10 protein-coding genes are annotated in these 12670 nt (G+C 46.1%); 6 read left to right on the plus strand and 4 right to left on the minus strand.

From position 1 onward, the window contains the following. Positions 1 to 47: 47 nt before the first annotated feature. Positions 48 to 1601: a CHRD domain-containing protein gene (locus AAFP11_RS00350; protein ID WP_341735212.1), complete on the plus strand. Its 1554-nt coding sequence runs from the start codon at positions 48 to 50 to the stop codon at positions 1599 to 1601. A gap of 478 nt (positions 1602 to 2079) precedes the next feature. Here AAFP11_RS00350 and AAFP11_RS00355 read toward each other — a convergent pair whose 3' ends face one another. Next, positions 2080 to 2457 carry a GxxExxY protein gene (locus AAFP11_RS00355; protein WP_341735213.1) on the minus strand — a complete coding sequence of 126 codons (378 nt, stop codon included), beginning with the start codon at positions 2455 to 2457 and terminating at the stop codon, positions 2080 to 2082. A 154-nt stretch (positions 2458 to 2611) separates the two neighbouring features. Between AAFP11_RS00355 and AAFP11_RS00360 the strand changes: the two genes are divergently transcribed. Both AAFP11_RS00360 and AAFP11_RS00365 read left to right on the plus strand, forming a co-directional pair. Further along, complete coding sequence (locus AAFP11_RS00360) at positions 2612 to 5395, plus strand: valine--tRNA ligase (RefSeq protein ID WP_341735214.1); 2784 nt, start codon at positions 2612 to 2614, stop codon at positions 5393 to 5395. Between the two features lie 199 nt (positions 5396 to 5594). After that, complete coding sequence (locus tag AAFP11_RS00365; RefSeq protein ID WP_340519734.1) at positions 5595 to 6050, plus strand: hypothetical protein; 456 nt, start codon at positions 5595 to 5597, stop codon at positions 6048 to 6050. A 65-nt stretch (positions 6051 to 6115) separates the two neighbouring features. Here the strand turns inward: AAFP11_RS00365 and crtB are convergent, their stop codons facing one another. Then, positions 6116 to 7045 carry a 15-cis-phytoene synthase CrtB gene (gene crtB / locus AAFP11_RS00370; RefSeq protein ID WP_341735215.1) on the minus strand — a complete coding sequence of 310 codons (930 nt, stop codon included), beginning with the start codon at positions 7043 to 7045 and terminating at the stop codon, positions 6116 to 6118. A 93-nt stretch (positions 7046 to 7138) separates the two neighbouring features. Then, positions 7139 to 8512, minus strand: a complete 1374-nt coding sequence (gene pds / locus AAFP11_RS00375; protein ID WP_340519740.1) for a 15-cis-phytoene desaturase — start codon at positions 8510 to 8512, stop codon at positions 7139 to 7141. A 400-nt stretch (positions 8513 to 8912) separates the two neighbouring features. On the opposite strand from pds, the gene AAFP11_RS00380 reads away from it, so the two are divergent. Next, entirely contained in the window at positions 8913 to 9554 is a 642-nt protein-coding gene (locus AAFP11_RS00380) for a restriction endonuclease subunit R (protein ID WP_341735216.1), read from the plus strand. Positions 9555 to 9695: 141 nt separating this feature from the next. On the opposite strand, the gene AAFP11_RS00385 is transcribed toward AAFP11_RS00380, so the two are convergent. Next, positions 9696 to 10634 carry a ribonuclease Z gene (locus tag AAFP11_RS00385; RefSeq protein WP_341735217.1) on the minus strand — a complete coding sequence of 313 codons (939 nt, stop codon included), beginning with the start codon at positions 10632 to 10634 and terminating at the stop codon, positions 9696 to 9698. 420 nt (positions 10635 to 11054) lie between these two features. Here AAFP11_RS00385 and AAFP11_RS00390 point away from each other — a divergent pair, with 420 nt between their 5' ends. Both AAFP11_RS00390 and AAFP11_RS00395 read left to right on the plus strand, forming a co-directional pair. Next, entirely contained in the window at positions 11055 to 12230 is a 1176-nt protein-coding gene (locus AAFP11_RS00390) for a SpoIID/LytB domain-containing protein (protein WP_341735218.1), read from the plus strand. 25 nt (positions 12231 to 12255) lie between these two features. Continuing rightward, positions 12256 to 12615, plus strand: coding sequence for a hypothetical protein (locus tag AAFP11_RS00395; protein WP_341735219.1), 360 nt, complete (start codon positions 12256 to 12258; stop codon positions 12613 to 12615). Positions 12616 to 12670: the final 55 nt, after the last annotated feature.

Raw genomic sequence — 12670 nt, forward strand, 5'->3', positions numbered from 1 at the left:
CAGCAAGTTATAAGTTTTACTAGGAATAAATTAACTTGTATCGAACTATGAACTTATCAGCAATCGACACGGGAATACCTTTTGACATCGGTCTAGCGACTGAAAGCAGCGATGTATTTTTCTTCAATCAACTACCCGCTAACCAGATTAGTACACTTTCTAATTCTCTGGGAAAGGACGTGATTATGCTCCTAGGAGGTGACGACTGGGTAACTAATAACGAAGAGAGTCGCACTTATTACGGCATGACGGGAAATGATACCATTATCGGGTTGGGAGGTAACGATATCCTCTTGGGTAATGCAGGAAACGATTTACTCTGTGGCAATCAAGGCGACGACACGCTTTCGGGGGGTCAAAACGAGGATTCGCTCCTGGGTGGTAAAGGTAACGATATCCTGAATGGCGACCTTGGTAATGATGTTTTATTAGGAGACTTAGGAGATGATGTTCTGACAGGCGGAGCTGGAAATGATACATTAACTGGAGGCAATGGTGGAGATATTTTTGTTATATCTAAGGGTGAAGGATTCGATCTAATAACGGACTTTCAAAACGGCGTTGACTTTATCCAACTTAATCCCTCTCTCAGTTTCAACAATCTCGCCATTACGACAACAAATTCAGGTCAAGTATTAGTTACAGATAAGATTGCCAATCAATCGCTATTGTTGATCAATGGTATTGCAGCCAAAGATTTAACTGCCGCCGATTTTATTACAGGCACTTCTGTAGGTACTCCCGATCCTTTCGGAGAGCGATCTGCTACTAAGTATGAAGCATTTCTCAGCCCTCAACAAGAACCTGGGGAAGCAATCGAATCGGACGCTAAAGGATATGGTAAAATTACTTTTCCTAAAAATCTGAGCTCCGCCAAAGTTGATGTTCAAATATCTGGTGTCGATCCTTCAGAGATTACCGGATTTCACATTCACTGCGGCCCTCCTGGTGTACTTGGGCCTATTGTGCTCGATTTGGGGCAATTCGGAACCTTTGACAAGACGATCGTAGATGGTAAACTTTCTGCCACAATCTTGAATAAAAATATTACTTTAGTCGATTCTCCACCCGATTTACCCGAAGGTGTGCCTCGTATTCCTGATGAAGGTTTGACTCTTCAGAATGGTCAACCTATTGGAAAAACTTCTGCAAATACTGCCCGCCAATCTTCTCATTTAGGTGAAGATCACAGCCAAGATCCAAGTTCGTCTCAATTGAAGCAACTTCCCGGACAAACTCCTGTAAATCCTCCTAGCTTACCTACAGCTTTACCTCAAGTTACGAATCAAAGTTTGCCTCAATTAAACCAAATTATTGGCAACATTCCTAACAATACTTCTGGACTACCTACTAATTTACCTCAAGGTATCTCTCAAATTCCCAATCTAAGTTCGCCTCCATCGGTTGAAGATATTCAAGTTCCTGACAATATTCCTCGCTTACCTGAAGGTTGTCCGGTGGAACTGGGCCTTCCGGGTCAAGTCAATACTGTTGCTGGAATGGAAGCAGTAGCGCGGCGGGGTGCTCTTTATTTCAACTTGCATACGGAAGAACATTCGTTCTATGGTGAAATGAGAGGTCAAGTTTATCCAGCGAAGTAGAATGAAGTAGAATAAGAGCGATCGCATCTAAAGTGCGATCGCTTTTTGTTTGCTTGTAAAATTCAAATAAGATCTGAAGAGGATTTTACCACAGAGAGCGCAGAGAGCGCAGAGAGGGGAGGGCTGAGAGGTTTTTTTACGACATCAAAAACCCTCGCAACACTCTTCCCTCTGCGTCCTCTGCGCCCTCTGCGGTTCAAAACTCTTCTCTTGATGGAGTGGATTATAAAGAGGTGAAATAGCTCTGAAGAGGATTTTACCACAGAGAGCGCAGAGAGCGCAGAGTGGGGAGGGCTGAGAGGTTTTTTTACGACATCAAAAACCCTCGCAACACTCTTCCCTCTGCGTCCTCTGCGCCCTCTGCGGTTCAAAACTCTTCTCTTGATGGAGTGGATTATAAAGAGGTGAAATAGCTCTGAAGAGGATTTTACCACAGAGAGCGCAGAGAGCGCAGAGTGGGGAGGGCTGAGAGGTTTTTTTACGACAGGATGATGCGACGGATTCCTTCTTTTAAAAAGCGGACATTAAAGTTGATCAGAAGGGCTAGAGGATAACCAGTCATTTTGAGGTAGGAGATAACTTGAGCTTCATGGATAGGAAGTATAGTTTGGACTGACTTTAATTCAACAATGAGAGTGTTGGCAACCAGCATATCGTATCTGCCTTCCCCAACGACAACACCCTTGTAAAAGACATTTACCGTAGGTTGAGGATCAAAAGGAATTCCCCGACGCGATAGTTCTTCACGCAACGAATTCTCATATACCGCTTCCAAAAACCCCGGCCCCAACTCCTTATGAACTTCCATCGCCGCCCCAATCACAGCGTAACTCAATTCATTAAGATCCTCTGTCAACTCCCCTCTCCTTTTTCAAACCAATATCAAAATCATAACCCAAAACCCTCGCAACACTCTTCCCTCTGCGCCCTCTGCGCCCTCTGCGGTTCAAAACTCTTCTCTTCCCTCTCCTGTGGCACAATCTTAATATAAAACCTGCACCCTCTCGCCAATGACCGCAAACCTACCACCCCAATACGACCCCAAAGCCACCGAAGCCAAATGGCAAAAATACTGGGAAGACAACCAAACCTTCAAAGCTGACCCAGAACAAGGTGGCGAACCTTACTGCGTAGTCATCCCACCGCCCAACGTCACCGGCAGCCTCCACATGGGACACGCTTTTGAAGAGACGCTGATTGATGTCCTCGTGCGCTATCAGCGGATGACAGGGCGCAATACCCTGTGGTTGCCGGGAACGGATCATGCTAGCATCGCAGTTCAAACTATTCTGGAAAAGCAACTTAAAGCTGAAGGCAAAACTCGCTACGATTTAGGCCGAGAAAAATTCTTGGAAAAAGCCTGGGAGTGGAAAGCTGAGTCTGGCAATACTATTACTAATCAATTGCGCAGTTTGGGCGTGTCTGTCGATTGGTCGCGAGAACGCTTTACGATGGATGAAGGCTTATCCGCTGCGGTTTTAGAAGCCTTTGTTCGACTGTATGATGAGGGGCTGATTTATCGCGGCAATTATTTGGTGAATTGGTGTCCCGCGAGTCAGTCTGCTGTGTCGGATTTGGAAGTTGACCAGCAGGAAGTTGACGGGCATTTGTGGCATTTCCGCTATCCTTTGACTGATGGTTCGGGTTATTTGGAGGTGGCGACGACTCGGCCGGAAACGATGTTGGGCGATACGGCTGTGGCTGTGAATCCAGAGGACGATCGCTATCAACATCTTATCGGTAAAACTGTCACTTTACCCATTGTGAATCGGGAAATTCCGGTGATTGCGGATGAGTTTGTCGATCGCACTTTTGGCACTGGTTGCGTTAAAGTCACTCCCGCCCACGATCCCAATGACTTCGAGATGGGTAAACGCCACGATTTGCCGTTTATCAACATCATGAACAAGGACGGCAGTTTAAATGAAAATGCGGGAGAGTTCCAAGGACAAGATAGATTTGTTGCTCGCAAAAATGTGGTAAAGCGGTTAGAAACAGACGGATTTTTGGTTAAAATCGAAGATTACAAACATACAGTTCCCTACAGCGATCGCGGTAAAGTCCCCGTCGAACCTTTACTTTCTACTCAATGGTTTGTGAAAATTAATCCTCTTTCTGAACGCGCTTTAGCAGCCTTAGATGAAGAGAATTCACCAGTGTTTGTGCCGGAAAGATGGACAAAGGTTTATCGGGATTGGTTGGTAAAGTTGAAAGATTGGTGCATTTCCCGACAATTGTGGTGGGGACACCAAATCCCGGCTTGGTATGCTGTTAGCGAAACTCAGGGAGAAATTACTGACACGACTCCATTTGTGGTGGCAAAAAGTGAAGCTGAAGCTAGGGAAAAAGCTGTGGCTAAATTTGGGCAAGATGTCGATTTAGCAAGAGATCCAGATGTTTTGGATACTTGGTTTTCTTCTGGGTTATGGCCTTTTTCTACTTTGGGATGGCCGGATGAAACTAAGGATTTAGATTTTTATTATCCGACAACGACTTTAGTTACGGGTTTTGATATCATCTTTTTCTGGGTGGCTAGAATGACGATGATGGCAGGACATTTTACGGGAAAAATGCCTTTTGATACTGTTTACATTCACGGTTTGGTGTTGGATGAAAATGGTCAGAAAATGTCTAAGAGTAAAGGGAATGGTATCGATCCGCTACTGTTGATTGGTAAGTACGGGACTGATGCTTTGCGCTATACTTTGGTTAAGGAAGTGGTAGGGGCTGGTCAAAATATTCGCTTGGAATACGATCGCAAAACTGATGAGTCTAAATCAGTGGAAGCTTCGCGGAATTTTACTAATAAGTTGTGGAATGCTGCGCGGTTTGTGATGATGAATCTGGAGGGACAGACTCCGCAGCAATTGGGGAATCCTTACCCCCAGCCCACCGTAGGGGCGGTGCCCCCGTGCCCGCCCTTGGAATTGTGCGATCGCTGGATTCTTTCTCGCTACTATCAAGTAGTGCAGCAAAGCCGCCATGATTTTGAAACTTACGCTTTTGGGGAAGCGGCGAAGGGACTTTATGAGTTTATTTGGGGCGATTTCTGTGACTGGTATATTGAATTGGTCAAGTCTCGCTTACAACAGGATGCTGAACCGAATTATAAGAAAGCGGCACAGCAAACTTTTGCTTTTGTTTTGGAAGGTATTCTGAAACTTTTGCATCCTTTTATGCCTCACATTACTGAGGAGATTTGGCACACTCTGACTCAAACAGGTGAGGATGAATGTCTGGCTTTGCAAAGTTATCCTGAAGTGCAAGCATCCCTAATCGATTCTGAGTTAGAACAGCAGTTTGAGTTGTTATTTGGTACGATTCGGACTATTCGGAATTTGCGGGCTGATACTGATATCAAGCCTGGAGTTAAGGTGACGGCGATTTTGCAAAGTGAAAGCGCTAAAGAACGCCAGATTCTCTCAGATTGCGCTATCTACATTCAGGATTTGGCCAGGGTGGAAAACCTGACGATTGCTGCTAGTTTGGATGCGGAACCCCCCCTTAATCCCCCCCTTGGTAAGGGGGGGCAGGGGGGGTCAATTGCTGGAGTTGTGGGTACTGTACAAGTATTGATTCCTTTGGCAGGAGTTGTGGATTTGGTGGCTTTGCGTGCTAAGTTAGAGAAAAAGTTGGCTAAGATAGAAGGGGAAATTAAGCATACTTCGGCGCGTTTGACTAATCAGAAGTTTGTGGAAAAGGCAGATCCACAAGTTGTTCAGGTGGCGCGAGATGGTTTGGCGGAGGCCGAAAAACAGGCGGAAATTTTGCGCGATCGCCTTAAGTTATTCTAATCGATATCTCCCATAATTATTGTGGAACAGGCCCTCTGGCTTGTTCTTCACAGGCTTTTTGGCAGATGTTAACCCGAAGGGCCGGGGCGGGTTTTTGAGATATTTAGTTTTGGGCAGAGATTGTTGGTAAAACCCGCCCGTACCAGATCGTAAATCAAACAAGTAACCAATAACGAATAACCCCTAACTAATAACCGTCATGCTATATTTAGCTCAAGTAAAAAATCAGGAAGTTTTAGGCGAAGCCTCTCTGGAATTGTTGGCTTGTCAAAATGCTGATGATAGTTGGGCGATTCTTTCTGAACAAAAGGTATTGACGTTACCTAAAATTTTTGCTGAGGTGTCCAATAATTTTGTAGGTAATATCTTGAATGAAGGTGTTTTAGTATTAGCAGATATTGGGGAAAATAGCGAAATTGTGAATCTGCGATCCGCTACTAACTGGGTAGTGGAATTAGTTGATAAGTATCTCAAAAATGGTATTACACTTGAATTTTTGCAGCTAGAAGCCGAGAAAGCAGAAGAATGGCGGCAATCTCTGACTTTGCAAAGTCAAGAATTATCTCGTCGTTTGATTGAAGTAGAAGCGCGTCGGGAACAAATTCAAAATTTAGAAGCAAAATTCCAGAAAACAGCAGTTGAACCCGCCGAATAAAATTCTGATACTGCACAAACAAAGTCCCAGCAGACTGGGACTAAGATATCAGCAATATCATTGGGCTAAAGAATTTTGGATTTCAGCCAAGCGGCGGGGAGACACTGCAATTTCTGAAAATTGGTAACGTAGGCCCGCTTCTGGAACACATCGTACTGATTGCGTTCGATCGCATTTAAGATTCTGCTATAGAGCATGGTAGCAGCCCACACAGTCCAGCGGATATCGGGACTGAGCACTTTGATTCCCGGTTCGGCGCTAGCATATAATTTGCGAGCTCGCTGAATCTGAAAGCGCATTAATTCTCGCCAGCGGTTGTCAATTACGCCGTTGAATAAGTCTTCTTCGGTGTAGTTAAACAGTGCTAAGTCTTCTAGGGGAATGTAAATGCGGCCGCGGCGGGCGTCTTCTCCGACATCGCGCAGAATGTTAGTTAACTGTTTGGCGATACCAAGGGCGATGGCTTCTTCTTTGGGAATTTTATTACCCCAGTGCCAATTCCAGTTAGCAGCGGGATTCGATTCGTCCACACCCATCACAGACATCGACATCATCCCGACAGTACCGGCTACCCGATAACAGTAAAGATTGAGCTCTTCAAAAGTTTCGTACCGGCTGCGGTACAAGTCCATTTGTTGGCCGGCAATCATCTCTCGAAAGGGTTGAATGTCGATCGGGAAACGAGACAACGTATCTACCAAAGCTACGTCGTAGTCGTCGTGGGGGTGGCCGGCAAACACTGATTCTAGGCGTTTTTCCCACAGATTGAGGGTTTCAGGGGTTGTTGCATCAGAACCGGGCCCGTCTACGAGTTCGTCGGTGCGGCGGCACCAGACGTAAATCGCCCAAATCGCCCGACGCTTGGCTTCGGGCATGAGTTGAGTGCCTAAATAAAAATTTTTGGCATAACTCGCCGTGACTTGGCGGCACAGTTCGTAGGATTCATCCACAGAGGCCAGAGTTCTCATGCACTGGAGTTTTGACAGTTGCAGCATCCGAGAATAAGAAATTTAAAGATTAGAACTGACACTCCCCCGTCTAGAAAAACGGGAGATTCTTTTACGTCTTTATGAAAAATTCTTAATTTTTCATTTTTTATTTGCCGTTGAAATAGCCTGCGCTGTCAGCTTACCAGAAAGCACGGCACCTTCCATGCTCGCAAGATAACGCTGCATCGTATAATCCCCCGTTAGATAGAAATTGCTAATGGGAGTTGTTTGTGAGGGACGGCAATCCTGGCGGCCGGGGGTGGCTTTGTAGACGGAACGAGGGGTTTTGACTACGTGATATTTGAGCAGTTTAGCGGGTGCTGGGATTTGATCGGGAAAGAGTTTTTCTAACTCGACCATTGTGGCTGCGACGATATCTTCGTCAGATTTGCCGATCCAGTCTTTGGCCGGTGCTAAAACCAGTTCCAGCATTGATTTGTCTGGGTTGGCATATTCGCGGCAGGTGTTGCTCATGTCGGCGTAGACGCTTAGCAAGGGCGATCGCGAGAACAGCAAGTGATCGATGTCGGTTAATTTGCGATCGAACCACAAGTGTACATTGATTACGGGTACTCCCTCTAAGCCTTCGAGCTGTTTGAAATAGTCCATTTTGCCCCAAGGTTCCGGCATCATCAGCTTCAGGGGGTCTACGGGCATGGCAGAAACGTAGATATCGGCTGTCAGAATTTCGGACTCTGCCCCTTTTACCCCGCGAATCTGGAAGCCGCGCACGGTGTTGTCATCGTTGAGCAAAAACTCCCCGATTGGTGCATTCAGCCGGACTTCGCCACCGCGCTCAGTTATGTAGTCTACCATTGGCTGACACAACCTCTCCGTGGGGGAACCGTCTAAAAAGGCCATTTTCGAGCCATTTTTCTCTTGCAAGAAGCGGTTGAGGGCTGTCAGCAGTATGGTTGCGGATATTTCGTGGGGATCGATGAAGTTGAGCGCCTTGGACATGGCGATGAATACTTCTTTTTCGACTCTGGGGGGGACGTTTTGCTTTTTCAGCCACTCGGAAAAGGAGTATTTGTCCATTGCTTCGACGTATTTTTGACCCTGAAGCATCGCCGGAATTAAGCCGATGCCAAAGCTGATTTTTTCGGGCCAGGTGAGCATATCGTTGTTGCCCAGGATGGCTGCTACGCCGTTGAAGGGGGCGGGGATGTCGGGAAAGTCAAAGCGGGAATAGGTTCCGGGGGTTTCTGGTTGATTGAAAATCATGCTGTGCTGTTTCCATTGCAGCCTGTCTTCAATATCAAGTTCTTTGAAGAGTTGGAGCATATTGGGGTATGCGCCGAAGAAGATGTGGAGGCCGGTTTCGTACCAGTCACCATCTGCATCTTTCCAGGCGGCTACTTTGCCGCCGAGTACGTCCCGACTTTCTAGGACGATCGGGGTGTGGCCCGCGTCGGTAAGATATTTAGCGCAGGAAAGTCCTGCTAAGCCTGCTCCGGCGATCGCAACTCGCATTTGATATTACTTGGCCTCTGTGTTCGCTTCGGTTTAATTATACTTTACAACTCGTTACATTTTTTTGGGGAATTGGGCCCGGTGGGCAGGGCTGTTTCATTCTCGGAAAAACCGCGATTTTGTAGGGGTAGTGCCCCGTGCCTACCCCCTCACCAACCATCAAATCAGCGTTTCAGACCTCTGGGCGGGCACTCTTGGCACCGCCCCTACTGAGAATGAACTAGATTCTGTAGAAGATTTACCAATAATTCAGAGGATACTAGAACTTGAAAAGAGAGTTTCCGTGTTGGAAATCAAGAGCTAATAGATACAGCAATTAGGTCATTCCCATCTATTCTATAGGTGGGTAATGACCACTTGACTGCACAATCTGTACAGACTTTAAACTTAGTGTAAAACGATGGTACAAACAATTCAAGCTCGCAATATTGCGCTGAACGATTTGGAAACCAACTTCAAAATTGAGTGGATTGAAGATGACCAATTCTTTCGCGAGTGGCAAGATGATTTACCAGAAATCTCGGAAGCTGAAAAACAACGATTAGACAGAGTGAAAGCAAGTTACAGGAATTTGCTCAAACGTCCCACGCTACTGGAAAATACAGTCAAAATGGTAGTGCTGTCTCCGTTGTTGGATTTAGCTGATTTTTATCTTGCTCCTTTTCATGTTACTTCAGAAAAGTCTGTAGAAATCGTTGACGAAGATGAAGGAATGATTGTCAGGGGACAGTTGGATGTGTTGGCTTTGTTTCAGGAGTTTTGGGTAGTGGTTATCGAATCCAAGCAAGTGGCGTTTTCTTTGGAAGTAGGGATTCCGCAGTTGCTGGCGTATATGTTAGCTAATCTCAATAGCGATCGACCTACTTACGGATTGCTAACGAATGGGGCAGATTTTCTGTTTGTAAAGTTAGTTAAGCGAGAAACAACACAGTATGCTTTTTCTCGGAAGTTTTACCTTTTTAATCCAGGGAACGAGTTGTACAGCGTACTGAGTATTTTGAAGCGTCTCGGTGAGTTGAATATTGGCAATTTGGCTGAGTAGGGGGTTCAGAAACCGGGTTTTTTTACGAAAATATTGGGTTTTCATCGGCAGATTCCGTAAAAAACCCGGTTTCTTTGCTTGGAGTGCATAAGTCCTGAGATAGATGATTCCAGGTTCTCCCAGATTATGCTGAGTTCCCGTCTAGTTGGAAACTGGTCTGGGTACTTCGTAGGTCAAAAAGTCATAGGCCATTTTTGTATTCGGAAAAATAGCCTGGGCTTCCTTGAGCAAATCATCTAGGACGATGGGATTTCCCGGAGCGTAACGGGGACTAAAATGGGTCATAATTAGCTGTTTCGCCCCAGCACTCAAAGCCACTTGAGCAGCCATTGTCGAAGTTGAATGGAGGCGATCGAAGGCCATTTGAGCATCTTGATGAGCAAAAGTAGCTTCATGCACTAACAAGTCCGCATCCTTGGCTAATTCCACAGCACCGTCACAATAAACTGTGTCCGTACAATACACAAACTTCCTACCGATTTGATCGGGCCCACAAAAATCAGTGCCTTTAAACTCCCGCCCATCCGATAACTTAACTGTTTTTCCTTGTTTTAATTGACCGTAAACAGGCCCGGAAGGAATACCAACTGCCTTCGCTTTTTCGACATCAAAATGTCCGGGACGGTCTTTCTCGGTTATGCGGTAGCCAAAAGCAGTAACTCGATGCTTCAAAGGGCCGCAACTCACAATATATTCGTCATCTTCATAGATGACTCCTGGATGACTTTTGTGGACTTTCACTGGGTATGAAAAATGGGTTTGGGAATAGCGAACTCCAGCTTGCAAATATTCTTCAAGTCCCGGAGGCCCGTAAATATCGATGCGCTTGACATTCCCCGCTAAACCGCAGCTAGCCAGCAAACCCATTAAGCCGAAAATGTGGTCGCCGTGTAGGTGGGTGATGAAAATGCGGGTGAGTTGGCTGACTTTGAGCTCGCTGCGGAGGAATTGGTGCTGGGTTCCTTCGCCGCAGTCAAATAGCCAGAGTTCTGCTCGCTGGGGCAAGCGGAGGGCGATGCTGGAAACGTTGCGCGATCGCGTGGGTACGCCTGAGCTAGTTCCGAGAAATGTAATCTGCAAGAGTCAAATCACCTCAATTAAAGTTAAAAAATATGTTACATATATCCAGAGTGCGGCTAATCCGACCTTCAGGAAATGCCGATCGACAGGAATTGGGATAAATCGCTGTTCCTGGGCAGGGCTGTTTCATTCTCAGATAAATCATCGTTTTGTAGGGGTAGTGGATGGTGCGTGCCTACCCGCCCCCACCGACAATTTTCCGTCATTTCAGGCATTGGGGCAACCACGGGGGGATTGCCCCTACAAAGAATGAAACAGCCCTGTGTTCCTGGGAGGATCTACTCGCTCAAATCATTTTTGACGCGCGCAGAGAGTGTTAAACCCAATTCTAACGTTTTCTTTCTGCTATTCTCTTGCTTTTTCCAGAACCGAACCATCTCGAACTTTAAAATTTGTACATAACAGGAGGAAAATTATCAAATGCAGCCAGGAGTGTTCTTTGCTTCCTTTGTTTCGACATTAGGAAAACGCTATTTTTGGATTTCGCTGTTGTTTTGGCTGGTAATGGTAGCCCCAGCACAGGCGGCGTTGATCTTGCGAGTGGCAATCCAAGACGGGGCAAGTCAGGTAAGAGTTGGCAGTTCCACTAAGGCTGCAATCCGGGATGGTAGTGGCCGTAATTTGGGTGAGTTGACGGCAAACAGTGCTTTGTCTGCTCAATTTCGATCGGGAAAAGTGACCATTGGCTCCTGGGCTGCCAATCAAATTTGGATCGAGCCGACGGGGAACGGTTATGTTTGGATTGGCGATCGATGGTATCGGGGACGCACCCTTGTGAGTCCGCAAAAAAATGGCTTAACTGCCGTCAATTACGTTGATATCGAACAGTATCTCTACAGCGTTCTCGGCGCTGAAATGAGTGGCAATTGGCCTCAAGAGGCTTTGAAAGCCCAAGCCGTCGCCGCCCGTTCCTACGCTATCCACCAACGCCTCAAAAGCGAAACCGACCTTTACGATGTAGATGCGACTCAATCTTCCCAGGTTTATAAAGGACTGCAAACAGAATCTTCGGGTACTTACTCTGCCGTGGATGCCACCACGAGTCAAGTTCTTACCTACAACAGTCAAATTATTTTAGCGGTATTCCACTCTGCTTCTGGGGGACATACTGAGAATGTTGAGGATGTTTGGACAGAAGCGTTGCCTTATCTGCGGGCTGTTCCCGATTTTGACCAAGGGGCACCGGTTTACCAGTGGAAAGAAAATTTTACACAGGCTCAAATCAGCAGTCTGATTTCTGGCGTTGGTAATGTGATCTCCATGAAGCCTGAACGCACGACAGCCTATGGTAGCGTGATTACGATGAAAGTAGTCGGAGATGGTGGTTCTAGGGTGATGACTGGTGCGGATCTGCGTCGGGTGCTGAATTTGAGGAGCACTCGCTTTACGGTGATTCCTCAGTATGGGGGGATTTTTAGTGGCAGAAATAGCGGTAAGCCTCCGACGGGGTTTCAAATTGCTGGTAAAGGTTTCGGTCATGCTGTGGGCATGAGTCAGTGGGGCGCGTACAATTTGGCAAGGCAGGGATATGGCTACCAGCAGATTTTGCTGCACTATTATCGGGGTGCTTCTTTGGCTAGAATTGCGGTGCAGTAATTGGTAGGAATTGGTTAGTGGTTGAATGACTAAATACAGGATTTATATGCAGAAGTGGGAGTATTTATTGGTGGATGCTAATATGTATCCTTTTGGTAATAAATTGATTAGTTTATATGTCAATGGTGAAGAACAACAAGAGTGGAAACAAGGATTTTTACATTTATTTATTAATGAATTGGGGGATGAGGGCTGGGAACTTGTGGCTCTCCGTCATGACTCGAAGTATGACCAGAATAGTTTGATTTTTAAACGCCCTAAAGTGGTTAAAAAATTGAGGAAGATGCCAGATTATTCGGCGGTTGAAACCGCGACTAAACAAACAAAGGAAATTCCGGCGGTTGAAACCGCGGCTACACAAACCAAGTCCACCTCCGTGGACTAACTAACAAAAAATTTGGAAATTCCGGCGGTTGAAACCGCGACTACACAAACAAAGT

The sequence above is a fragment of the Microcoleus sp. CAWBG640 genome (assembly GCF_020883015.1).
GTDB lineage: Bacteria > Cyanobacteriota > Cyanobacteriia > Cyanobacteriales > Microcoleaceae > Microcoleus > Microcoleus anatoxicus.

What these genes read in the sequence shown, in the direction of transcription:
- pds (WP_340519740.1), bottom strand. Translation starts at nt 8,512, where the DNA reads ATGCGAGTTGCGATCGCCGGAGCAGGCTTAGCAGGACTTTCCTGCGCT.
- AAFP11_RS00350 (WP_341735212.1), top strand. Translation starts at nt 48, where the DNA reads ATGAACTTATCAGCAATCGACACGGGAATACCTTTTGACATCGGTCTA.
- crtB (WP_341735215.1), bottom strand. Translation starts at nt 7,045, where the DNA reads ATGCTGCAACTGTCAAAACTCCAGTGCATGAGAACTCTGGCCTCTGTG.
- AAFP11_RS00360 (WP_341735214.1), top strand. Translation starts at nt 2,612, where the DNA reads ATGACCGCAAACCTACCACCCCAATACGACCCCAAAGCCACCGAAGCC.
- AAFP11_RS00395 (WP_341735219.1), top strand. Translation starts at nt 12,256, where the DNA reads ATGACTAAATACAGGATTTATATGCAGAAGTGGGAGTATTTATTGGTG.
- AAFP11_RS00380 (WP_341735216.1), top strand. Translation starts at nt 8,913, where the DNA reads ATGGTACAAACAATTCAAGCTCGCAATATTGCGCTGAACGATTTGGAA.
- AAFP11_RS00365 (WP_340519734.1), top strand. Translation starts at nt 5,595, where the DNA reads ATGCTATATTTAGCTCAAGTAAAAAATCAGGAAGTTTTAGGCGAAGCC.
- AAFP11_RS00390 (WP_341735218.1), top strand. Translation starts at nt 11,055, where the DNA reads ATGCAGCCAGGAGTGTTCTTTGCTTCCTTTGTTTCGACATTAGGAAAA.